Annotated in this window: 17 protein-coding genes; 3 read left to right on the forward strand and 14 right to left on the reverse strand. The window is 71.7% G+C overall.

The genetic code is table 11. The features are described 5' to 3' along the window. Positions 1-2: 2 nt before the first annotated feature. Together I5071_RS37585 and I5071_RS37590 are read right to left on the reverse strand one after the other, a co-directional pair. Positions 3-188, reverse strand: a complete 186-nt coding sequence (locus tag I5071_RS37585) for a hypothetical protein (protein ID WP_236518192.1) — start codon at positions 186-188, stop codon at positions 3-5. Between the two features lie 34 nt (positions 189-222). Continuing rightward, entirely contained in the window at positions 223-612 is a 390-nt protein-coding gene (locus I5071_RS37590) for a VOC family protein (RefSeq protein ID WP_236518193.1), read from the reverse strand. Between the two features lie 247 nt (positions 613-859). Between I5071_RS37590 and I5071_RS37595 the strand changes: the two genes are divergently transcribed. Continuing rightward, on the forward strand, positions 860-2188 hold the full coding sequence (locus tag I5071_RS37595; protein ID WP_236518194.1) for a sigma 54-interacting transcriptional regulator: 1329 nt from the start codon (positions 860-862) through the stop codon (positions 2186-2188). Here I5071_RS37595 and I5071_RS37600 read toward each other — a convergent pair whose 3' ends face one another. The 6 genes from I5071_RS37600 to I5071_RS37625 all read right to left on the reverse strand — a co-directional run bounded on the left by I5071_RS37600 (position 2189) and on the right by I5071_RS37625 (position 10774). Then, entirely contained in the window at positions 2189-3928 is a 1740-nt protein-coding gene (locus tag I5071_RS37600) for a D-arabinono-1,4-lactone oxidase (RefSeq protein WP_236518195.1), read from the reverse strand. Positions 3929-3933: 5 nt separating this feature from the next. Further along, positions 3934-5508, reverse strand: a complete 1575-nt coding sequence (locus I5071_RS37605) for a lipoxygenase family protein (RefSeq protein WP_236518196.1) — start codon at positions 5506-5508, stop codon at positions 3934-3936. A gap of 154 nt (positions 5509-5662) precedes the next feature. After that, entirely contained in the window at positions 5663-7471 is a 1809-nt protein-coding gene (locus I5071_RS37610; protein WP_236518197.1) for a serine/threonine-protein kinase, read from the reverse strand. Between the two features lie 49 nt (positions 7472-7520). Then, positions 7521-8525: a sulfotransferase family protein gene (locus I5071_RS37615; protein ID WP_236518198.1), complete on the reverse strand. Its 1005-nt coding sequence runs from the start codon at positions 8523-8525 to the stop codon at positions 7521-7523. Positions 8526-8603: 78 nt separating this feature from the next. Beyond that, entirely contained in the window at positions 8604-9794 is a 1191-nt protein-coding gene (locus tag I5071_RS37620; RefSeq protein ID WP_236518199.1) for an alpha/beta hydrolase family protein, read from the reverse strand. Beyond that, positions 9791-10774 (reverse strand): hypothetical protein, encoded by a 984-nt coding sequence (locus I5071_RS37625; RefSeq protein WP_236518200.1) that lies wholly within the window; start codon positions 10772-10774, stop codon positions 9791-9793. Before I5071_RS37625 ends, I5071_RS37620 begins: the two co-directional genes overlap by 4 nt. 100 nt (positions 10775-10874) lie before the next feature. On the opposite strand from I5071_RS37625, the gene I5071_RS37630 reads away from it, so the two are divergent. Further along, positions 10875-13064 (forward strand): MopE-related protein, encoded by a 2190-nt coding sequence (locus tag I5071_RS37630; protein ID WP_236518201.1) that lies wholly within the window; start codon positions 10875-10877, stop codon positions 13062-13064. A 2-nt stretch (positions 13065-13066) separates the two neighbouring features. On the opposite strand, the gene I5071_RS37635 is transcribed toward I5071_RS37630, so the two are convergent. From I5071_RS37635 to I5071_RS37650, 4 genes are all read right to left on the reverse strand, one after another. Then, on the reverse strand, positions 13067-13921 hold the full coding sequence (locus tag I5071_RS37635; protein WP_236518202.1) for a hypothetical protein: 855 nt from the start codon (positions 13919-13921) through the stop codon (positions 13067-13069). 70 nt (positions 13922-13991) lie between these two features. Next, entirely contained in the window at positions 13992-16457 is a 2466-nt protein-coding gene (locus I5071_RS37640) for an FG-GAP repeat domain-containing protein (RefSeq protein ID WP_236518203.1), read from the reverse strand. A 61-nt stretch (positions 16458-16518) separates the two neighbouring features. Then, entirely contained in the window at positions 16519-17508 is a 990-nt protein-coding gene (locus tag I5071_RS37645; protein ID WP_236518204.1) for a hypothetical protein, read from the reverse strand. A gap of 189 nt (positions 17509-17697) precedes the next feature. Continuing rightward, positions 17698-18105 carry an RNA recognition motif domain-containing protein gene (locus tag I5071_RS37650; protein WP_236518205.1) on the reverse strand — a complete coding sequence of 136 codons (408 nt, stop codon included), beginning with the start codon at positions 18103-18105 and terminating at the stop codon, positions 17698-17700. A 383-nt stretch (positions 18106-18488) separates the two neighbouring features. Here I5071_RS37650 and I5071_RS37655 point away from each other — a divergent pair, with 383 nt between their 5' ends. Then, complete coding sequence (locus I5071_RS37655; protein WP_236518206.1) at positions 18489-18962, forward strand: RNA recognition motif domain-containing protein; 474 nt, start codon at positions 18489-18491, stop codon at positions 18960-18962. A gap of 222 nt (positions 18963-19184) precedes the next feature. Here the strand turns inward: I5071_RS37655 and I5071_RS37660 are convergent, their stop codons facing one another. After that, positions 19185-22418, reverse strand: coding sequence for a PAS domain S-box protein (locus I5071_RS37660; RefSeq protein WP_236518207.1), 3234 nt, complete (start codon positions 22416-22418; stop codon positions 19185-19187). Between the two features lie 23 nt (positions 22419-22441). Beyond that, positions 22442-22633 carry a hypothetical protein gene (locus tag I5071_RS37665; protein ID WP_236518208.1) on the reverse strand — a complete coding sequence of 64 codons (192 nt, stop codon included), beginning with the start codon at positions 22631-22633 and terminating at the stop codon, positions 22442-22444. Between the last annotated feature and the right edge of the window lie 190 nt (positions 22634-22823).

The following is a 22823-nucleotide window of genomic DNA, read 5'->3' on the forward strand; positions in this document are numbered from 1 at the left end:
GATCACGGCCACATCCACCATCCCAGCGACAGGAAGAGCTCGCCGAGCATGCTCGCGACGCGCACCCGTCTCGCGTCGCGGGCATCCACTTCGTCGTGCTCCGCACGCAGACGTGCGATGGCGATCGCGAGCTCGTCGCGCAGATCCGCCGGCGTCGCGGGCGGGCTCGGTGTTCGTTGGCCGCTCACGTACGTTCCTACGCGCGCGGGGAGCGGCGCCATGTCAGGCGCTCGCGAACGAGAGCACCGCCCACACGTGACCGTCGGGATCGGCGAACCCACCGGAGTAGCCCCAGGGCTGCGCGCCGGGCTTTCCGAGCACGCGCCCGCCCGCCTTCTCGACGCGCGCGACGAGCTCGTCGACGCCGCCGCGGCTCTCGGTCGCGATGCTCTGGATGATCTCCTGGGCGCGCCTGGCGTCGCAGACGTCGCCGGGGATCATCGACGCGAAGGCCTCGCGCCGGAACAAGCACACCATCCCACCCGCGGCGTGCACGCTGATGCCGGGCGCACCGCCCGGCATGTCGCGCACCTCGAAGCCGATCGCGGCGTAGAACGCGCGCGAGCGCTCCAGATCCTCGACCGCCAGTGTGTTCCAGAACGTCGTCGACATGGTCCTCTCCTCTCGCAGGCTCGAGCCTGCGCTCGACGGAACGACGAACGAGGACGTCGCTTTCAGACACGACCGCGAGGAGATTCGAAAAAAACTCGTCGCGATCGCTCGGTCGAGGGACGTCCGAACCGGCGCATCACCTCCGACACCGCCGCGACGAACCCTGCGGCCGAGCGCGACGAGGGCCTCGTCGTGCGCATGTGCGAGCGCCCATCCTACCTCGCGACGCTGATACCCTGAGCACGCAGTGACCCAGATCGTCGAACGTCTCGCGGCGAAGCTCGAGCTCCCCGGGCTGCGGCTCTCGGTGGTGAGCGGCAGCGATGTCGGCAAGGAAGCGGTCGCCGAGAGCGGCGTGCTGCGGGTCGGTGCCGCGCGCGACAACGATCTCGTGCTCAGCGATCCCTCGGTGTCGCGCCGACATTTCCAGGTGACGCTGCGCCAGCACGAGGTGCGCGTCGACGACCTCGGATCGACCAACGGGACGTTCGTGCAGGGCGTGCGCGTGCTCTCCGCGATCCTCGCGCCGGGCTCGCTGGTGCAGGTCGGCAACACCGCGATCCGCGCGATCCCGATCGAGCAGCCTGTGCACATCGCGCTCTCGGAGAAGACGCGCTTCGGCGCGCTGCTCGGCACCAGCGTCGAGATGCGACGCGTGTTCGCGCTGCTCGAGCGCGTCTCGCCGAGCGACGCGACGGTGCTGATCCAGGGCGAGACCGGCACCGGCAAGGAGCTCGTCGCCGAGGCGATCCACGCGGCCTCACCGCGCGCCGATCAGCCGTTCGTCACGTTCGACTGCGGATCGGTCGCGCCGAGCCTGGTGGAGAGCGAGCTCTTCGGGCACGTGCGCGGCGCGTTCTCGGGCGCGGTGCGCGATCGCCTCGGCGTGTTCGAGGCCGCGCACGGAGGCACGCTCTTCCTCGACGAGATCGGCGAGCTCCCGCTCGATCTGCAGCCGAAGCTGCTGCGCGCGCTCGAGAGCCGACAGGTGCAGCGCGTCGGCGAGAACCGATGGCGCGCCGTCGACGTGCGGGTGGTCGCGGCGACCCATCGTGAGCTCGCGGCCGAGGTGAACCGCGGGCGCTTCCGCGAGGACCTCTACTTCCGGCTCGCGGTGGTGCCGGTGCACCTGCCGCCGCTGCGCGCGCGGGGCGAGGATCTGCCGATGCTGATCGCGCACTTCTGGCAGCGCCTCGGGCGCGGCGCGCAGCCGCCCGCGGAGCTCGTCGCGCGCCTCGCGTCGCGCGCCTGGCCGGGCAACGTGCGCGAGCTGCGCAACGCGGTGGAGCGCGCGGCGTTGCTCGGGGGCGTGGAGAGCCTCGGTGCGCCGTCGCCGATCGCGAAGGCGAGCGTGCCGGCGTCGTCGCCGTTCGATCCCGCGATCCTCGATCTGCCGCTGACCGAGGCGCAGGAGAAGATGGAAGAGCTCTTCACGCGCGCCTACCTCGAGCGCGCGCTCACCAAGAGCGGCGGCAGCGTGAGCGGCGCGGCGCGCGCGATCGGGACGAACCGTCGTTACGTCCAGCGCTTGATGAAGCGCTACGGCATCAAGGCGAGCGACGGCGACGACGAGTGATCAGAGCGCCGCACGGATCGCGCGCGAGATCTCGTTCTCGAATGCTCGGGTGGGATCCAATCGATCGAGGCCCTTCGTCACGTACGACGCGGCTCTCGGATAGTGGCTCACGATCTTCGGCACGCTCTCCGGGTCGAACCACTGGCCCCAGTGGGGGCGCGCGCCGTGCGCGAGCGCGATCCGTTCGGTCCGCGCGAACACCTCGGGCGCGTCGTGGATCCCCGAGAGCGTGAGGATCTCGACGAACGCCGTGTCGCGCCCTTCCGCCATCGAGAGATCCGCGTCGTCGCCTCGCACGAAGCGCAGCGAGAGCGTGCCCGCGACCATCTTGGTGTCCCGCCACGCGAGCTCGTACATCGCGTCGAGGATCGCATCGAGCGCAGGCAGGAATCGATCGAGCGGGAATCCGTACTCGACCGAATATCCCTGGGGGAGCTCGCCTCTCCCGGCGAGCACTTCCCACCACGCGCCGTACTCGTTGGTCGTCGCGCGCATGGTGTCGATCGCCATGTCGAGCGCCCACGGGGTGAGCGCCGTCGCGTTGCCGAGGAACCGCGCGATGTCGAAGAGCAGCGGGCACCCGCCCGGTGGGGTCGGCGGCTCGGGCACCGGCGGCGGCCGGGACGCCACGTACGCGCGGGTCACCACGGCCTTCCGCGGCCCGGCGGGGCGGATCGGCCAGGGATAGGGATTCATCAGGACACCCGCGCAATAGGTCCCGGCGAACGCAGTCGGATATCCACGCTCGTCGACGTCGGTGAGCAATGCGCGAATCGCATTCCAGTCGTGGTGAGTGCGATGGACGACCAGGTGATAGTGAGGAACGGTCTCGACCACCACGCTGGTGATCACTCCGAGATTTCCGATTCCCACCAATGCCGCGCGGAACGTGTCGTCGTCCTGGATCAACGCGCCGGGCGGCATCGTGCGCTGCGCGCTGATTCCCGCGCTGCGCTCGATGCGCAGGAGCCGCGGCGCGCGCGACGCGTCGACGGTGACGATATCGATCGAGCGCACGCGGGTGTGCAGCGCGCCGTGATCGATGCCAGTCCCGTGGGTGCCGGTGCAGAGCGCGCCGACGTAGGTCTGTCCGGAGTACGCGCCGAGCATCGGCAGCGCGCGGCCGACCTTCGAGAGCGCCTCGGCGACCTCGCGCACCCGCAGCCCGGCGCCCACCCGCACCAGGCCCTCGGCGCTCACCCCGGGCGCGAGCTCCGAAGGGTCGAGCGCCATCATCCGTCGCAGCGCGCCCTTCGGTGCGATCGGCGCGACCAGCACGCCGGTGTCGACGATCGTTCCGCGGGTGGTCAGCACGTGCGACGACGAGTGACCGGTCCCGAGCGCGCGCGCCGCGCGGCGCCCCGAGTCACTCGCCGCGAGCGCCTTCGCCACGGCCTGCTGCACGTCGCTCGTCTCCGAGACCTCGAGCGCCGCGAGCGCGCCGCGCAGGTCGACGTTGCCGGCCCAGTTCGTCGCAGGCGGGGTCTCGGGCCGCGGCCCGACGGGGACGATCGCCGCGGCTGCGAGCGTCTCGGCCACCGGCGCCGGCGTGGGCTCGCGCATCAGCGGTGGCGGCGCGACCGGAGGGCGGGTGAGGAGCGCCTCGGAGAGCGCGGCGTCCACGTCGCGTCGATCGGAGATCGCGATCGTGTCGTAGAGCCGGCGCGCCGTCGCGGGATCGTCGGGGTGAGCGAGATGATCCCGGAACGCCTCGGTGAGCGTCTCGCGCGGAGTCGACATGGTGATCACATGTCGATCGAGTTGGGGATCACACGCGGAGTGAGATCGTCGTAGCGGAGGAGCCGAGTCTCGTTCGCGCGATCGATCTGTTTGTCGATCGCTGCCAGTGAGGCGCGGAATCGCGCGGCGACCGACTCCGCCGCAGGATCGCGATAGGGCTGGCGGTAATAGCCCAGTCGCGCGAGCGGCTTCGACGCGAGGAAGCTCAGCGTGCTGATCTGTCCGAGCGACGCGTCCTTCCCGGGCAGGAGCGCGAGCAGGTCGCGCTCTCCACTGCCGCGCGGCGCCGGCATCGGATTGCGCCATACCGCCGCGGGCATGTTGGGCACGAAGGTCATGAAGTCGCCCTGCGTCGCGTTGATCGCGTTGTGCAGAGGGCCGTTCACGAAGACGAGCGTGGCGAGCATCGCGACGAGCTCTTCGCGCGTGCGCGGCACCTCCAGCCCTGCGATGCGACCTCCGTCCTCGGCGGCGACCTCGGTCGCGAACGCCGCGAGCTCGGGATCGGCGACGACGTTTGCATCGCCGTCGTAATAGACGGCGACGTAGCCACGGACATACGCCTCGATGGCGGACCACACGCGGAGCCCGTCGTCGCGGAACGGGTAATTCGGGATCGACGTATCGGGATCGGCGACTCCCCGCGATGCGAGCTCGCGCGGGAACGACGCGCCCGAGAACGTCCACGTCGCGCGGGCGCGCCCGAGGATCTCGAGCGAGCCCTCGAGCGCTCCTCCGAGATATCGATCGACCGGGCCCCCCTCGGCGATCAGCGTGCGACGCCCGAGATCGTTGTTCGCGATCAGCGCGTCGAAGTGATTGTCGAGCAGGATCCCGATCGGGTGCTCGGGCGCGAGCGTTCGCGCGCGGCCCACCGCGAAGGGCTCCATCGCGAAGTGACAGCCCCACAGGTGCAGCGCCATCTCGTGCACGTTCATGTCCGCGACCTGCACCATCAGCTTCGCGACGGCCCAGTCCGCCGGCGCGCTGCCCGGCGTGTAGATCGGGTTCTCGCGCGGGTGCGCGCGCCGCTCGATCTGGATCGCGACCGGCCGCAGCGCGTGATGCCCGGTGTGCGTGTCGGCGAGATGGAACAGCGCATAGGGCGCCGGCAGATAGCGCTGCGCGCCGTGCGGGATGCCGTCGAGGATCTCGTAGTCGAGCAGGTAGAGGCGGTGCTCCGCGGCCGCGCGCGAGAGCGTCGCGCCGGTGCCGGCGATCGCCGCGAGGTGCGCGTCGGTGACCGGGAAGTCCTCGGGCAGCGCTCCGTCGACGCGGCGGATCATCATCGGGTTCGTGCCCGCGATGCGCTGCCACGCGAACACGTCGTCGCGCGTGTGGCTCTGGATGATCGCGGTCGGCGCGCCGAGCACCGGGAACAAGCGCTCGTAGTCGCGGATCGAGTCGAACGGACGTGAGACGTCGTCGAGCACCGCATGGCCCGCGTTCGCCGCGATCTCGGCGCCGCGTCGGGCGCGTGCCGCGACGAAGCGCGGGCCGGGCACGGCCTCGTGCGGAACGCCCGCGCACACCGCCAGGGGTGGCACCGACGTGACGTCCCAGCGGAACGCTCTCCGCATCGCGTCCAGCGTGGCAGTGCGGCGCGCGCGCCGGGGATCGCGCTGCGGAATGGTGGGAGTCGCCTCCGACGGTGCCGGCTGAGCGGACTCGACGAGATGATCCATCGTGCGTGACCTGGGCGCCGTCGCACCCGTCGCACGGTCTGCGATCAAATCACTCTCTGGTCTCGTCCTTCCGCTGCTTCGGCACCAGCTCGCCGAGCTGCCACGCGGTGATCGCCAGTCGCTCCTGGGCCTTCGTCAGCGCGTCGCGCACCCGGCCCGCTGCGAGCGCGGGCACCGCGGTCGCGGTGAGCGTCATCGCGATCATGAACACGAGCGTGCCCGTGGGGTCGTAGCCGAGGAGCCAGGGCACGATCACGATCGTCTCGTCGGTGATGGTGAACGACGAGGGGATCACCCCGAAGATCTCGAGCGCGTAGGGCACCACGATCGCGAGGCACGTGAAGAGGACGATCGCGCGCCTCTCGCGCGGCGCGACGTAGCCCGAGAAGAACATCACGTTGGTCGCCGCGAGCGACGCGACGATCACCAGCGGGCTGAACGCGCGCGAGAACATCGCGAGCGTCGTCGTGCTGGTCACGAACGCGAGGAGGCCCGCTCTCGTGGGCAATTTGCCCTTCCACACCAGGCCCATCAGCAGCGCGCTCGCCGCGGTGAGCGCGACGATGATCGTGAACGTGACCCAGTCGCGCACACCCATCGCCGCGTACCACGGCGCGAACGAGAGCCAGAGCAGATAGCGGAACGTGCCGGTGCGCGCGGCCTCGCGCTCCGACTCCTCCTGCGTGCGCTCGAGCACGGCGCGCGCCTCCGCGGGCACCTCCGCGGGCGGCTCGAGCAACGAGCGACCGAGCAGCGCGCTCGCGACGTCGTGCGAGGGATCGAGCGCCAGCGCGCGCGCCAGCTCCTTCACCGCGGCGGGCCGCACCATCGCGCGCGCTCGCTCGTCCTGGATCGCCAGCATGCGCTCGGCCTTGCGCACGCACTCGTCGGCGAGCTCGCGGCGTCGCTCCGCGTCGCGATCTCCGTCGAGATATCGCTGCACCGCCTCGGCGAGCTCGCGCGCGTTCGCGTAGCGAGTGCGGGGATCGCGCAGGGTCGCGCGGAGCACGACCGCTTCGAGCTCGGGTGGCATCTCGAGCTCGCGCGCTCGCTCGCGCACCCGCAGCTCGACGCCCTTCATCGTCGCGGTCGCGCGCTCGCTCCGCGATCCCGGCGGCACCAGCGGGCCTCCGCCGAGGAGCTCGAAGAGGATCGCGCCGAGCGAGAACACGTCGGTCGCCGGGGTCACGTCGTCGCCGACGATCTGCTCGGGCGCCATGTAGCCGATCGTGCCGAGCGACTCGCCCTCGACGGTCGCGGTCGTCTCTCCGGCGTCGCTGCTCGTGCCGTCGAGGTGCTTCGCGATCCCCCAGTCGATCACGTGCACCTCGCCGAACGCGCCGAGCATCACGTTCTGCGGCTTCAGATCGCGATGCAGCACGCCGTGCGCGTGCGCGTAGTCGACCGCGCGACAGACCTGCACGAACGACGAGAGCAGGCGCCCGCGCCCCCACTCCGCGCGCGTCGTGTCGTCGCCCTCGGCGATCGCGTCGATCACGTCGCGCAGGGTGCGGCCGCGCACCCGCTTCATCGTGAAGTAGAGGCGATCGGGTGTGCTCTCGTAGTCGTAGACCGGAACGATCGCCGGGTGGTCGAGGCGCGCCTGGAGGAGCGCCTCGCGCTGGAATCGCTTGCGCAGCTCGGGATCGGCGGCCGCGGATGCGCGCAGCACCTTGAGCGCGATCTCGCGCTGCAGCCGCCGATCACGCACGAGCGAGACCTCGCCCATCCCGCCCGATCCGAGCAGCGAGTCGAGCTCGTAGCGCGCCTGGAACTCGGGGTCCGAGATCTCGGCCGCCGACAGACGCAGGTCCGGGCCTCCGGCGTCCGTGAGATCGCGCGCCTCGTCGTCGCCCATCACCGACGATGGTACCGAGGAACGAGGCGCTGCGGATCTCGCCCCTTCGTCACGCGAGCTGGGCGTTGATCGCCGCGTCCACGCGGCGCTGCACCCGCTCTCTCCATCCTCTCGGTCCGCCGCGATGCGCGACCGCGCGCTCGATCCACAGCCGGACTCCGAGCGAGCGCGCGGCGTGGCGTGCGCGTCCGGCGCGACACTGCGCGCGCAGCGCGGCGCGCTCGAGCGCCGAGGGCTCGATGCGCTCGAGCCCGCTCGGCGCGTATCCGCGCGGCGCGAGCATGTCGTGCACGCGCGACTCGACGAGCTGCACCTCGCGCGGCGTGAGCTTCGTGCGCCACTGCTCGACGAACGACGGGCTCGGCGCGCGGTAGGTCGAGCGGCTCGGGAAGTCGAGCATCGCCGGGTGGAACGGGATGCCCGCGAGGCGACAGACGCGCTCGAGCTCGCGCTGGGGATCGCGCACCAGATCTTCGTAGCGCACCGTGATCCAGCGATGGCGCGGCAACGACGCGCTCATCCGCTCCCAGAGCAGCTCCGCCTCGATCCAGGGCGCGACGCCGCTCCACACGTGACCGGCCCACCCCATTCCCACGCACGAGCGCGCGACGTCGCGCGGATCGCGCATCAGGTGCACGAAGCGCGCGTCGGGCCAGATGCGCAGCAGTCGATCGAAATTGCGATGCACGACTGCGCCCACGCGCGGCTTGCGATCGGCGCGCCGCTTCTGCTCGAGGAACGAGCGCACGAGGGACGGATAATCGAGCTCACGATCGATGTGCGGCGGCGGATCGACGAATCGATACGTGCGCAGATATTCGTAGTACGTCTCGAGCTCGGGCCAGCCCTCACCGGGCGGCACGAGATCGACGGCCAGCTCGAATTCGTAGCGGAATGCGAGCTCGGGATGCCCGTCGAGCATCAAGCGCGTGAGCGTGGTGCCCGAGCGCTCGGCCCCGACGAGGAACGTGACGGGATGCGGCGAGACATCGTCCCTCGACTCGCGCGCAGTCTGCGAATTCCACAGTCGTTCTGCTCTCTGCGTATACGACACGCTTCCTCCGGAGGACGCGTATCGAACGCGAGCCTCCGGGGGTGCAGATAGACCCGAGCCACGAACGACAATCGCTCTTCAGGGGACGCGCGAGGACACCGTCACGACACCCGACGGGTGCGGTCTCGCGAGCAGCGTGGTCGCCCCTTCGTCGCCGAGGAGCCACCGCGCGAAGAACGCACCAGCGGTGTCGGCGGCGATGTCGCGGGCAGTCGCGTTGTCGAGATATTCGAGCTCGACTCCCGACATGGTCTGTCGCTCTCCGGTCCCACAGCCTGCGTCGAAGAGATCGATCAATCCGCAGTGGTCGGAGAAGGACCAGTGTCCGGCGTCGTCGACCTCGACGAGCCAGCTCGGCCCCGCGAGGCGCGCGAAATCGGTGCGGATGAGCCGATTGCCCACCTCGGTGATGCTGTTGTCCTCGCGCGCGACGAGGAACAGGAACGGAGTGTCGATGTCGCCCGCGCGCACACCGCCGCCGAGCGCGCCGATCGGCGCCGCGATCGCCATCGTCGCGACGAAGCGCGGCTCGCGCCCGGTGACGACACCCGCCGTCGCCGCGCCGAAGCTGTGGCCCATCATGCCGGCGCGGGTCGCGTCGAATCGCCCGCGGAGCGCCTCGGGCAGCGCCTGGCTCGCATCGTCGAGCACCACGTCGAGCACGAAGCGCACGTCGGCGATGCGCACCTCGAGGAACTCGGCGCCGACCGGCGCAGCGTCGCCCTCGAGCTGATCCCAGAGCGTGTTGCCCTCGTGATCGGGCGCGACCACCGCGATGCCGAAGCTCGCGAGCCGCTCGCTCACCTCCGCGACGTCGAAGCGCGTGCACACGTGGCAGTGCGAGAACACGACGAAGGGCCAGCGCGCGGGCCCAGCGCTCGGCTCCGCATCGCGCGCCGAGCGCGTCTGGGCACGGAGGCACGAGGCGGGCGCCTCGGAGATCAAGCGCGCGAGCTCGGTCGCTCGGGTGTCGCTCTCGAACTCGACCATCGGGTGGCCGGCGCTCGCCGCGTCGCGCGCGCCCTCGGCCGCGGGGTACCAGATCTCGACCGGGAGCGTGCGACCCTCGCGCGCGTCGTCGACGAGCACCACGCGCGTGCTCGCGACGGGGTGCGGTCCCGGCGAGGAGTAGTCGGCCGCGGGCTCGGGCAATGGACCCGCGTCGCTGCCCGCGTCGACGAGCGCTGCATCGGGCGCGTCGTCGTCGTCGCCGCCGCACGCCGTGAAGAGGAGAGCGAAGAGAAGCGCGATGGATCGATGCGAAATCACGCGCGCGAGTATGCCCGTTCGCGCCGGCGACCGCGCAGCACGACCGCGAGGGTCAGCACGAGCCAGCTCGCGACGACGAGCGCGCGCGGGCGTGCACCGCTCGTCGCGCGACACGCGCACGAGCCCGCGCCGCCCTCGGCGGCGACGACACCCGCATCGAGACCGAGCCCGTCCGCCGCGTCGTGGAGCTCGACGCCGGGCGGCGTCACGTCGATCGACACCTCGCACGAGGTCGTCGTGCTCGCGGATGCCTCCACGACGTCGGTCTCGTCGAAGAACGACGTCGCGCGGACGCGCACCGTCATCGCGCCGGGGGCGACCCGCGCGAACGCGGGATCGGCGTTCCCGCAGGCGATGGCGAAGCGCTCGCGGAGGCCCCGCGGTCCATCCGGGAGCCGCGGCGTCGAGGGTGTCGTGCCGAGCTCGCTCTCGGCGACGAAGTCGAGCATGTAGAGCCCGAGCCACGGCGCGAACCCGGCGTCGGGGTGCAGCGCCGTGTCGACGAAGAAGAACGGTTCGCCGACGTCGCTGTCGATGCGCTGCAGCGGCGAGATCTGCACGGTGCCGAGCGTCGTCGGCACCGGCACCGCGTCGATCGCGTCGTACTCGAAGAGGGCCTCGCCGTGGCCGCCGACCGGCTGACACGTGGCGGCGCGCACGCCGTAGCGCACGCCGACTTCGAACGGCACCGACGGCACGACGCGCACCGCATCGGGCACGTTCGCGAGCCACTCGACGACCGACTCGAGCATCGTCTCGGTGCCGTCCTCCTCGATGCGCACCAGCCGCACCGTGCTCATCGGGTTGCCGCGCAGCGTGACCACGAACCCGGGGACGTTCACCGGCAGCGCGCCGGGCGAGGGCGAGATCGACGGCGCGGCACACCGGCCCGCGTCGACGGAGGCGCGCGCGTCGCTCACCCACGCCATCCACGTTCCGAGCACGAGCGCTGCGCCGACCAGGCCGATCCCACGAGGCATGCGCGCGCGTGCAGCACGCGTCGTGCCGCGCGGATCTCCTTGCGATCTCGTGCTGGGGGGTGTGCCACCTCACGCCGCGGTTCGCGGTACTGTCGCGCCCATGCGCTCCGGCCTTCGCCTCGCTCTGCTGCTCGCTCCGTTCGTCCTCGTCGCGTGCGGCGACGACGACGCTCCAGCGATGGACGCGTCGTTCGCCGACGGTCCACGTTGCACGACGGACGAGGAGTGCGACGACGGCGACTTCTGCGACGGAGCCGAGCGCTGCCAGCCCTCGTCCGCTTCCGCCGATGCGCGCGGCTGCATCGAGCCCGCACGCACGGGGTGTCTCGAGGGCCAGATCTGCGACGGCGAAGCGCGCACCTGCACCACCGACTGCGCGGTGATCGACGACGCCGACGGCGACGACGCGATCGCGATGGAGTGCGGCGGCGACGACTGCGACGACTCCGACGATCAGCGCTTCCCGAGCGCGACCGAGGTCTGCGACGTCAGCGGGCGCGACGAGGACTGCAACGCGAGCACGTTCGGGTTCCGCGATGCCGACGGAGATCGTTTCGGCGACGCCACGTGCTGCAACGGCGACGTGTGCGGCGACGACTGCGACGATCAAGCGCCCTCGGTGAATCCGACCGGCGCCGAGATCTGCAACGCGCGCGACGACGACTGCGACGATCTCGTCGACGAGCAAGCCGGCATCGCGTGCTGGCCCGATCTCGACTCCGACGGATACGCGCGCTCCGACTCGACCGAGGTGCGCGTGTGCGGCAGCTGCGGCGCGCAACAGACCTCGCGCGCGCCGACCGAAGGCGCGACCGACTGCGACGACGCGACCGCCGCGGTGCACCCCGGCGCCGCCGACGATCAGTGCGACGAGCTCGACAACGACTGCGACGACGCGATCGACGAGGACGCGACCGCGGCGTCGCATCGCCTGTTCTACGTCGACGCCGACGGCGACGGATTCGGCGACGCGAGCGACGTGGGCATGCGCGTCTGCGCGGCGAGCGTGCCGGGCCGCACGCTGCAGCCCGGCGACTGCGACGACGAGGTCGCGACGACGTATCCCGGCGCGCCCGAGCTCTGCAATCGCCTCGCGGAAGACTGCACCGCGTGGCCCAGCGGCGCGACGACCGCACCGGCGCGCCTCGAGGAAGACCGCGACGGCGACGGGATCGCGGCGATCGACGCGACGTGCGCCGGCGGTCCGTACCCGAAGCTCGACTGCGCCGACGACAACGTGCGTCGCGTGCACTGCGACCCGATCCCGCACGACGTTGTGAACGAGGCGTTCCAGCGCGTGCGCGCCGGGGACGTCGACGCCGACGGGGACGTCGACGTCGTCGCGTGGACGACGAGCGCCGCGATCGTGTTCCGCAACGACGGGACCGGCGTGACGTTCGTGCGCGAGCCGATCGGCAGCGCCGATCCCACGCGCGCCGCGGCGCTGGTCGACGTCGACGACGAAGGGGATCTCGACGTGCTCACGCACACGACGACCCTCGGCGGGCGCCTCGGGTGGTACGAGCGCGCGCCCGCGGGCACGTGGACGTGGCACGGGCTCAGCAGCAGCGATCGCACCGGCACGAGCCGCGTTCCGGCCGCCGACGTCGACGGCGACGGGCTCGTCGAGATCGCCGCGACCGACGGCGACGATCTCGTGCTCTGGCATCGCGTCTCCGGTGCGTGGCAGCGCCAACCGATCGCGACCGGCGTCGGCGTGCAGCTCGCGAACCCGTTGCTCGTCGACGTCGACGGCGGCGGCACGATCGAGATCGTCGTCGCGACCCCGGATCGCACCTGGATCTATCGTTCCTCGGGCGCGATCACCGGCACCTGGACGCGCTCCGACGTGTGCCAGGGTGGCGAGGACGATCTCGACGTGTTCGACCTCGAGCCCGACGGCGATCTCGACGTCGCGTTCACGCCGAGCGGGACGTTCGGCAGCGTCGCGCGCTGCACCAACACCGGGATCACGAGCACCTGGACCGGCCGCGGCGTGACGATCACCGGGTACGCCGAGGACATCGAGGGCGGCGATCTCGATCGCGACGGCGACGGTGATGTCCTGATCGCCGGCTCTGCGGAGCTGCAGTGGCTCGAAGGGCGCCCGCTCGCTCTCGAGCGCCACGTGCTCGCGGCCGATCCGCCGGGCAGCTCGAACATGACGGTGGCGATCGGCGATCTCGACGGCGACGGCGACAACGACGTCGTCGTCGCCCAGCGCGCGTCGACCTCCACCGGCCGCCTCTACTGGCTCGAGATGTCCGGCGGCGTGTTCTCGATCCCCTGAGGTCAGCCAGCGTGTCTGCGGCGCGCGCGCGTGACGAGCCACGCGAGCGCGGCGAGGACCAGCACGCTCCCGTCGGCCCCACCACCGACGGCGCATCCACGGGGTGAGGGCGCGGGAGCCGGCGTCGCCTCGTCGCACACGGTGGTCGTGCTGGCGGCGGCCTCGAGGAACATGCCCGTGAAGAGCTCCTCGGCACGTGCTCGGACGGTGAGCGCGCCGGGCGCGACGATGCCCGACTCCGGCCGGGCCAGCTCGCCGCATGCGACGCGCACGCGCGTCCGGAACGGAGGCCGCGCGCCGAGCACGCTGCCGACGTTCGCGGTCGCGCCGCCCGCTTGGGCCGAGAAGCTCAGGCGATGGAACGCGAGCCACGGCACGATGCCGGGATCGGGCTCGAGCTCCGCCTCGACGTAGTACGTCGCGTCGCGCTGTCGGAGCTCGGACAATCGGAGCGTCCCCAGCTCCGTGGGCGCGGGCTGCGGGCCCACGACTTCGTACGCGAACCCTGGCCACGTGACCGTCGGGTCGATCACGCAAGGGCCGATGCGCACCTCGTATCGTGCTCCCTCGACCAGCGGCGCCGCGGGCTCGAGGAGGACCACCTCGCGCGAGCCCGTGTCGCGGACCGACGCTTCGACCTCCGTCTCGTCGCCCCCGTCGACCCGCACCAGGCTGAGCGTGCTCGCGAAGCTTCCCCCCGGCTCCACCACGAACCCCGGCAGGTTCGCGGGGATCGCGCCCGGTGCGGGCCAGACGAGCGGCGGGTTGCAGGCGCCGGCATCGCTGGCCGCGAACGCGACACCCGGAAGAAACGAGACACCCAGGCAGATCGCCGCGAGTGGTCGAGCCGTGCGCATAACGGGGGCAGAGCAAGCCGTATGCACACGGATCTCTCGGGAATTCGCAGTGCCATCTCGTGCCGCGCGATCAGAACAAGATCGAGCAGCTCGCGGTCGTCTCCGCGACGTTGTTCGCGTCGCGGCACTCGACCACGTCGTCGGCGCTCGGATCGCCGTCGTCGTTCGCGACCACGCGGAAGCGCACCGTCTCGCCGGGCTCGCGACCGTCGAGCGGGTAGGGCACGCCGAAGCGCTCGCTCTCGCCGGGCAGCAGCGCGCGCGTCGTGGTCACGCGTGTGATCAGCGCGAAGCTCCCCGCCTCTTCGGCGTACACCGCGATCGTCGCGCCCGCGGGGATCGCCGACCAACCGTCGTTGCGCACCGAGAAGTAGAGGGTCATCGACGCACCGCACGCGCGGAGATCGACCGCGAGCTCGATCGGCGTGGGATCGGGCAGGTTCGTCGCGCCGGGCTGCACGTTGAGCCGGAAGTCGTTGAGCCCCGGCACCAGCCAGTTGGGTCGCTCGCCGCGCGGGATCTCGCCGCGCTCGCTCACGTTCGTCACGTGATAGGTGTGCTGGTTCCAGATGCGCCGCGTGCCGACCCAGTCGCGCGTCGGGCTCGCGAACACGCGCACGCCGTGGGTCCCGAGGTTCTCGCCCGCGGTGATGCGCGCCATCTCGCACTCGCCGAGCTCGGGGCGCAGCGGGCACGTCGCGTAGCCACTGCCGTAGTCGTTCGACGCGACGACGATCTCGGCGTGACCATCGGTGTCGACGTCGACGACCACCGGATACTCCCAGAGCGTCGCAGTCGTGTTGCAGAGACAGAAGCGCACGTCTCCGTCGCTCCCGTCGTACACGCGAAGCCAGTAGTGATCGTTGTAGACGACCTCCGCGACACCGTCTCCGTCGAAGTCGAACACGCTCGATCCGGTCTTGCGCGAGCTGCGATCGTCGGAGATCGACGCCCAGCGACGCGTGCCGTCGGGCTCGAACACCGCGTATGCGTACGCGCCCGCGACGCCGATCTCGGGATCGGGATCGTCGTCGAAATTCGCGATCGTCGGCGGTCCGCCGCCGCCCACGGTGCCCGCGGTGACGTCGGCCGCAGGCGCGAGCCCGGCGTTGATGTCGACCGGCGCGGGCCAGAAGTCGGTGCCGTCGTTGCGCAGCACGCGCAGCCAGTGATCGCCGGCGTAAGGCGCAGGCGTGAACGCCGAGTGCACGACGATGATCTCGGGCGTGCCGTTGCGATCGAGATCGCCGATCGCCGGATATCCGTCGTTGAAGTCGGCGGTGCGATCGTAGAGGACGCTCCCGTCGGCGCGATATGCCGCGTTGCCGCCGACGATCTCGAGATCGCCGTCGCCGTCGAGATCGGCCGCGGTCGTGTAGTCGCAGGGGTTGTGCGCGCTGGTGGCCCAGCCGCCGGTGCCGACGCAGTCGTGGTGCGACTCGACGTTCCCGCTCCGCGCGTCGAGCACCGTGTAGCGCACGAACACCTCGGGCACTCCGTCGGCGTCGAGATCCGCGATGCTCGGCGCGGCCTGCGCGCACGACACGCGCGCGTCGGTCGACCGCCAGTAGAACGAGCCGTCGTGGTGGAACGCGATCACACCGCCGATGCCGTCGCCGTCCGACGCGCAGGTCACGATCTCGTTCCACCCGTCGCCGTCGATGTCGCCGATCGCGACCTGCGATCCCGGGATGGTGCGATGCGCGGGGTCGACGACGTCGAACACGCTCGATCCGTCCGCGCCGCTCACCGCGCGCAGCACGCCGTCGGACGAGTAGTTGCCGTGGGAGCAGCCCATCCCCGCGATGCCGCAGAACGAGTTGAACACCACGTCGGGCACGTCGTCCGCGTCGGCATCGCCATCGCCGTCGTCGTCGTCGAGCGACGCGACCATCGGCGCCATCATCACCTGGTTGTACGCAGGCAGCGCCGCGCCCGCGCCGGTCCAGTGCCAGAGCAGCGTGGGCCGCACCTCGCCGCCGGTCGGACGCGCGACGCACTCCTCGCCGGTCGGCTGCGGGAGACAGCGACCGAGCGTGGGCTCGCAGTACTCGCCCGCTTCGCAGTCGATGAAGTCCTCGCACTCGGTGTCGGGCCGGAAGCAGCGATCGCTCGCGCACACCTCGCCCTCGCCGCAGCAGATCTCGGCGCCGCTCTCGTCGTGGCACCGCGCGCGCGCGCCGCACTCGGTGCGACAGACCGCCTGCTCGCAGATCTGACCTTCGTCACAGCACACGCTGCCGCAGAGCGACTCGCGCGCGCAGCACTCGACGTCGGTGCCGCAGACCTCGCCCTCGGCGCAGCACGCCTCGCCGCACGCGCGTGCCGTGGCGCCGCACGCGGTCGCGGCGTCCGCGCCGCCGTCCGGGCTCACGGCACCGTCCATCCCCGCAACGCACATCCCGTCGATGCACGCCTGACCACGACCGCAGTCGCTCGCGCTCTCGCACGTTCGCGCGGGCCCACCTCCGCAGTCGCATCCGACGGCCAGCACCGCGAGCACCACGCACGCACACCACGACGAAGCGCGAAGCATGTCCTCACGCTCTCACGCGCCGAGGCGCGCGGTCCAGACACCGCGCGCCTCGTGAGATCCGTCAACGCGACGCGACGTGCGAGGGCGGCGGCGTGTACTGCTCGACCACGTTGTGCACCGGCTCCTGGGTGCGCAGGAACGCGTAGATCGCCGCGAGATCCTCGTCGCTCATCCCCGCGTACGCGCTCCACGGCATCGGCGAGCTGCGCCCGTCCTCGCCCACCATCGCCTGCTCGCCGCGGTGCGCGCGGAAGCGGTTCACGAAGCCCTCCTCGGTCCACAGGCCGAGCCCGGTCTCGCGATCGGGGGTGAGGTTCGCGGTGCGATGGATCGCGCCGTTCGGCATGCGCATCTCGTTGCCGCCCGCGAAGGGCTCACCGACGACCTCGATGCCCTCGCGGCGCGTGTGGCAGTCCGCACAGCCCGCGATGCGCACGAGATAGCGGCCGCGCTCCTCGCGCGACGAGCTCGCGTCGGGGCACGCCCAGGGCTCGGCCGCGTCGGGCACGGTGCGCAGCAGCAGCGTCAGCGGGAAGTCGACCTGGGGATCGGGCACGTCGTTCTCGATCGGCTCGAGCGAGCGCATCCACGCGACGACCGCCTCGACGTCCTCGCCGCAGAGGTGCCGGTAGTTCTCGTAACGCATGATCGGAACCAGCGCGTCGCCCTCGCGATCGACGCCGACCGTGAGCGCGCGCGCGAGCTCGCCGTCGGTCCACTCGCCGAGCGCGGCGGGCGTGATGTTCGCGGACCACGCCTCGAAGGGCAGCCCTTCCGCGGCGCCGAACCCCTGACCGCCGCGCCCGATCGTGCCCGGCACCACGGGGCCCGAGAAGCGCGTGCGATCGACGTCGGAGTGGCAGGTCGTGCAGTGCGCCACGTGCTCCGCGATGTAGCGCCCGCGCTCGACCTGCTCCGCGGTGCGCGCGACGTGCAGATCGGCCGGCGGCGGCGTGTATGGCGTGGCTCCCAGGAACCCTGCGAGCGCCGCGCCCGCGAGCCCGACCGTCACGCCCACTCCGATCGCGATCCTCCTGCCGACCTTGCCCATCTCGACCTCTCCTCGCGCACGCCGTCGTGCGCGACATGGAGTTGGCGAGGGGGCCTTCGACCTGGTTCCTGAATGATCGCTAGCGCGCGTTAGGGTTCTTTAGGAAGACGAAGAGGCCGCGACCCGAGCGAGCTCGAGCCGCGGCCTCTCCGCGTTCCTCACGCTCCCGAGATCACGGGAGCGCGTCGATCACCAGCGGCCGCCGCCGCCGCCGCCGCGACCACCACGGTCGCCGCCGCGATCGCCACCGCGACCGCCGCCGCCGCCGTAGCCGCCGCCGCCCCCACGGCCGCCGCCGCCGAAGCCGCCGCCGCCGCCGCCGCCGAAGCCGCCACCGCCGCCGCCGCGCGGGCGATCCTCGGCGACGTTCACGCGGAGGGGACGGCCATCGAGCATCGAGCCGTCGAGATCACCGATCGCGCGCTTCGCGTCGTCGGCGCTGCCCATCGTCACGAACGCGAAGCCGCGCGGACGACCGGTCATGCGGTCCATGGGGACGTCGACGCGCTCGACGGTGCCGATCGCCTCGAACGCCGCGCGGAGCGCGTCCTCGGTGGTGTGGAACGAAAGATTGCCGACGTAGAGGCGATTGCTCATGAGTCCTCGAATCCAGCTCTCTAGAGACGCGTGACCCACCGAGAGAGCCTCGAGCCCGGCGGGAACGCCGCGATCGCAACTGACATACGCTTCCTGTTGGAAGCCGCGATCGCAGCACGTGACATCCGTCCGAGCGAGGCGAGGACCGAGGAGACGTGCGAGCCGGGACTATGCGCGCGTCGGCGCTTCGTCGCAAACTCGGGGCCCGCTGGACCTCGTCCGCGCGGGCTCCATGATGGAATGCCGAGCCGTCTGCTCGCTCGCGGCGCGCGGACGCGCTACGGATCCCGACACAGGAAGGAAGGCCCAGGTTTGTCGAACACCCCCAACCACACCGCATCGCTCACGGTTCGCCCCATCAACCACGTGCCCGGAGGCGAGTCGTGAATCGCGGCTACGGTCAGGGGAAGCGCCAGCGCGAGGACGAAAAGGCGCGCAAGCAGAAGGAAAAGGACCGCCGCCGCATGGAGCGTCGCGAGATGGGCCCGGGCGAGATCCCGGTCCAGAGCGCGGCCGAGCTGCAGGAGGCGTCCCCGTCGATCGAGGACATCATGCGCTCGCTCGAGCGCGGCGGCGGCGGCGAGGATCGCTCGGCGAGCTCGGTGCCGGCGCGTCTCTTCGTCGGCGGTCTCTCCGACGAGGTGACCGAGGACGACCTGGCCCAGGCGTTCGGTCAGTTCGGCCGCATCGCCGACTGCATCGTGATGCGCGACCGTGACAGCCGTCAGCCGCGCGGCTTCGGGTTCGTGACCATGGCGGACCGCAAGGACGCGCCGCGCGCGATCGCGGGCCTCGACGGCACCGACCTGAAGGGCCGCACGCTCGTCGTGAACGTCGCGACCGAGCGCGGTCGCTGAGGTTGGCGGGAGGGGTCTTGGAAGACCCCTCCCCCCGACCGGCGGAGCCGGATCGGGGCCCCCCACCCCAAACGCTGCGCGCGGGGCCCCAGCCCCGCTTGCTCTTGCTCGGTGGCGGCCCCTTGGATTCGGCGATCTGCGAGCGCCCTCGCCCTGCTCGGCGGGGACCTCTTGGATTCGGCGCGCTGGTGCGGCCACCGCAGGCCCCGACAGCGATCGAGCTCACGCGGTGCGCGGGAGGACGACGCCGAACGTCGTGGTCTCGCCGGGGGTGCTCTGGGCGTGGATGCGTCCTCCGTGCGCTTCCACGATGCCGCGGCAGATGTAGAGGCCCAGGCCGAGGCCCTCGGTGGTGCTGCTGCGCGCGGCGCGCGATCGGTTGAAGCGATCGAACACGCGCGGGAGCTCCTCCGGCGTGATGCCGCGGCCCTGGTTCGAGACCAGGATCTCGACCTCGTCCGGCTCCGCGCGCGCGACGACCTCGATGCGGATCGCCGTGCCGGGATCGCCGTATTTGTGCGCGTTCGAGATCAGGTTCACGAGCACCTGCTCGAGGCGCTGCGGGTCGCCGCGCACCGTCGCCACGCCGTGCTCCACGAGCTGCAGCTCGTGCCCCGCGAGCAGGTTCGTGTTGCGCTCGACCACCTCGCGGGCGAGCACGCCGAGGTCGATCTCGCGCCGCGTGATCGAGAGCTGGCGCGCCTCGATGCGCGACGCGTCGAGGAGATCCTCGACCATGCGCGTCAGCGTGCGCGTCGACGACTGGATGCGATCGAGCGTCTTGCGCTCGCTCGGGCGCAACGTGATCACGTGCCGCAAGAGGCCGGTCGACATCGTGATCACGCTGAGCGGCTGACGCAGATCGTGCGCGATGATCGACGACCACTCGTCGCGCATGCGCTCGAGCTCCTTCACCACCGAGATGTCGCGGAACACCAGCACCGCGCCGACCACGCGCTCACCGACCCGCACCGGCGTCGCGCTCGCGAGGATCGGTACCGCGCGCCCATCGGGGGTGCGCACCGCGAGCTCGATCCCCGCGGCGCTCTCGTGGTGCTCCAGCGCGCGAGAGAGCGGGCGCTCGTCCTCGGGCAGCGGCGCGCCGCGCGCGTCGACCAGCTCGTAGAGCGCGTCGAACGCCTTCGTTCCCGGCGCGGCGTCTCGCGCGAGCCGGCGCGCAGCTTCGTTCTGCGAGACGATCGCGCCGTGCGCGTCCGCGAGCACCACGCCCTCGGGCATCTGCTCGATCACCGCCGAGAGCCACGCGCTCTTCAACGAGACCACCTCGTACGCGCGTGCGGTCTCGATCGCCGGGCCGACCCGCGCTGCGAGCATGCGCAGCACGCGCACGTCGGCCTCGCCGAACGTCACGCCCGGGTTCGTGCTCGCGACGAAGAGGCTGCCCACCGGTCGCCCGCGGTGCAGGATCGGCACCGCCGCGAGCGCGTGCAGCTGCGGGTGTCCGTCGGGAAAGCCGTGGAAGGCCGCGTGCGTCGCGACGTCGCCGGTCAGCACGACCTCGCCGTTCGCCGCGACCGCGCCGAGGGTTCCGATCGCGTGCGGGCGCCCGAGCTCGCGCTCGAGCTCGGGATCGGCGCCGATCACCGCCCAGTCCTCGAAGCGCTGCCCTGGATCGCTGCCGATCGCGACTGCGACCGCGTCGGCGCAGGTGAGCAGCTGCGCCTGCAGCGCGATCGTGTGCAGCAACGATCCGCGGCTCGTGTCGGGCAGTGCCGCGAGCTCGTCCGCGACCACGCTGCTCGCGCGGGTCACGCGCTCGAGCTCGTCGCGCAGGCTGCGCTCGGTCTCGGATGCGCGGCGCAGCTCGTTCTCCATCTCCTTGCGCTCGCTGATGTCGCGCGCGCTCGCCGAGATCATCAGGACCCGGCCGTCGCGCCCGAGCACCGGCCACACCGTGACCGAGATCGGGATGCGGCGGCCGTCCTTGTGCATGATCACCGTCTCGTAGGGCGCGACGCGCTGGCCGCGCCTCAGCCGCGCGAAGAGGCGCTCGGTCTCGTCGTGGAGCTCGGGCGGGACCAGCGGCGCATACGTCTCGCCGATCATCTCGCTCGCGCGCCAGCCGTAGAGCCGCTCCGCCGCGGGGTTCCACTCGGTCAGGTGCCCGTCGAGCGTGAACGCGACGACCGCGTCCTCGGCCGACTCGACCATGCTCTCGAAGCGCGCGCGCTGCGCCTCGACCGCGCGCTCCTCGCTGACGTCGTCCACCTGGACCGCGTGGAAGAGCAGGCGCCCCGCGCGATCGCGCAGGGCCGTCGTCGCGATGCGCACCGGGAACGTCGAGCCGTCCTTCCGCACGTGCTCGGACACGACGCGCGCGTGGCCGTTCGCGTCGTTCATCGCGAGCAGCGAGCGCGCGTCGTCGCGATGATCGGGCGCGTAGAGCGCCTCGATGCTCCGCCCGCGCAGCTCGTCCACGCTTCCTCCGCGCTGCGCCGCGAGCGCGTCGTTCACGAGCTCGAGCGTTCCGTCCGGGCGCGCCAGCGCCGCGCCCCAGTCGGCGTGCTCGAAGAAGAGCTTCCACTTCGCGGCCTCGGCCGCCGCGACGTCGCGCGCCTCGTCGGCGCGGTCGAGCGCGCGCGCGGTCGACACGATCCACGCGCCGCCGAGCAGCGTCGCAGCCACCGCGAACAACGCCGCGGACTCGGGCTGCGTGTAGAGCCCTCGCGTGTGCCCCACCGTCACCAGCAGCCCGAGCACCGGCACCGCGAAGAGCGCGGCGAAGAGCCGGCGCGCCATGTGCCCCGCGGTTCGCTTCTCCGCGAGCATGCGCGCGACCGCCGGGCGAGGCTGCGCGAGCACCACCGCGATCGAGAGCGAGAGCAGCACGATCGCGGTCACGACGCTCATCCCGGTCGTGCGCAGCGAGCGCGTCGCCGTGTGCAGCGCGGCCGCGCCGTACACGTGCCCGTAGAACGCGGTGAGCGCGATGATCCCGCTCACCGCGGCCGCGCCCTCCGCGATGCGCGCCCCCCGCGCCCTCGCCGGCTCGATCGCGAACAGCGCGATCCCGAGCGCGGTCACTGCCGTCGCGGTGTTCGGTGCGGGCACGAGCTGCGCGCCCGATGCGCGCCCGAGGCACGCGATGCGCTCGAGCGCGAGGTCGATCCCGAGCACGTACTGCACGAGCGTGAGCGCGCCGATCAGGGTCACCACGGTCGCGAGCACGCGCGAGATCGCCGTGCGCGTGCCGTGGTCCGGGGCCGACGTCGCGCGCAGCGCGAGCGAGCTGCCGGCGAGCACCGCGACGAGCGCGGTCGTGGGCAGCATCGCGGGCTGCGCGCCGGTGCTCAGCGGGGCGCGGGCCCACCACGCGACGAGCATCGCGGTCCCGACGAACGCCGCCACGATCCCGATCGCGCCTGCGATGCGCGGCAGATCGATCACGAGCGCGGGCGCCACGAGCGGGCGCGTGAGCGACGCCTGCGCGCGCATGACGCCTCCGAGGAGGCAGTTAGTCATCGCGAGCGCTGGCTCAACGCCGGCGCGCCCTCGGCTCGCGGCGCGCGCAGCGCGTCGGCGACCTGCTCGCCCTTCTCGGGGCTCGTGAAGCGCGCGACCACGGTCGCGAGGTGCGGCACGAGCCGCTCGACGTCGGTCTTCGAGAGCGACGTCGGATCGAGATCCTCGCGGCGACACTGCGCCTGCATCACCGGCCACGGAACGACGTGAAGCGCGCGAGATCGTCCCGAGCTGCACGCCCTGCGGCGACGTGCGCTGCGCGAAGCCTTCATCGTCCGAGAACGGCTCCTGCGCTCTCGAGCACGAGGACGGTCGTACCGGAGCGAGAATACCCACCACGACGGAAATGCCGTCCTTCTACTGGAACTGGCAGGTGGC

Origin of the sequence: Sandaracinus amylolyticus, assembly GCF_021631985.1 — a bacterium.
Lineage (GTDB): Bacteria > Myxococcota_A > Polyangia > Polyangiales > Sandaracinaceae > Sandaracinus > Sandaracinus amylolyticus_A.

Excerpts from the sequence above, each read along its gene's own strand:
- I5071_RS37590 (WP_236518193.1), bottom strand. The coding sequence starts at position 612 with ATGTCGACGACGTTCTGGAACACACTGGCGGTCGAGGATCTGGAGCGC.
- I5071_RS37600 (WP_236518195.1), bottom strand. The coding sequence starts at position 3,928 with ATGTCGACTCCGCGCGAGACGCTCACCGAGGCGTTCCGGGATCATCTC.
- I5071_RS37605 (WP_236518196.1), bottom strand. The coding sequence starts at position 5,508 with ATGCGGAGAGCGTTCCGCTGGGACGTCACGTCGGTGCCACCCCTGGCG.
- I5071_RS37610 (WP_236518197.1), bottom strand. The coding sequence starts at position 7,471 with ATGGGCGACGACGAGGCGCGCGATCTCACGGACGCCGGAGGCCCGGAC.
- I5071_RS37625 (WP_236518200.1), bottom strand. The coding sequence starts at position 10,774 with ATGCCTCGTGGGATCGGCCTGGTCGGCGCAGCGCTCGTGCTCGGAACG.
- I5071_RS37630 (WP_236518201.1), top strand. The coding sequence starts at position 10,875 with ATGCGCTCCGGCCTTCGCCTCGCTCTGCTGCTCGCTCCGTTCGTCCTC.
- I5071_RS37635 (WP_236518202.1), bottom strand. The coding sequence starts at position 13,921 with ATGCGCACGGCTCGACCACTCGCGGCGATCTGCCTGGGTGTCTCGTTT.
- I5071_RS37640 (WP_236518203.1), bottom strand. The coding sequence starts at position 16,457 with ATGCTTCGCGCTTCGTCGTGGTGTGCGTGCGTGGTGCTCGCGGTGCTG.
- I5071_RS37645 (WP_236518204.1), bottom strand. The coding sequence starts at position 17,508 with ATGGGCAAGGTCGGCAGGAGGATCGCGATCGGAGTGGGCGTGACGGTC.
- I5071_RS37650 (WP_236518205.1), bottom strand. The coding sequence starts at position 18,105 with ATGAGCAATCGCCTCTACGTCGGCAATCTTTCGTTCCACACCACCGAG.
- I5071_RS37660 (WP_236518207.1), bottom strand. The coding sequence starts at position 22,418 with ATGCGCGCGCAGGCGTCGCTCACGCGCCCGCTCGTGGCGCCCGCGCTC.
- I5071_RS37665 (WP_236518208.1), bottom strand. The coding sequence starts at position 22,633 with ATGCAGGCGCAGTGTCGCCGCGAGGATCTCGATCCGACGTCGCTCTCG.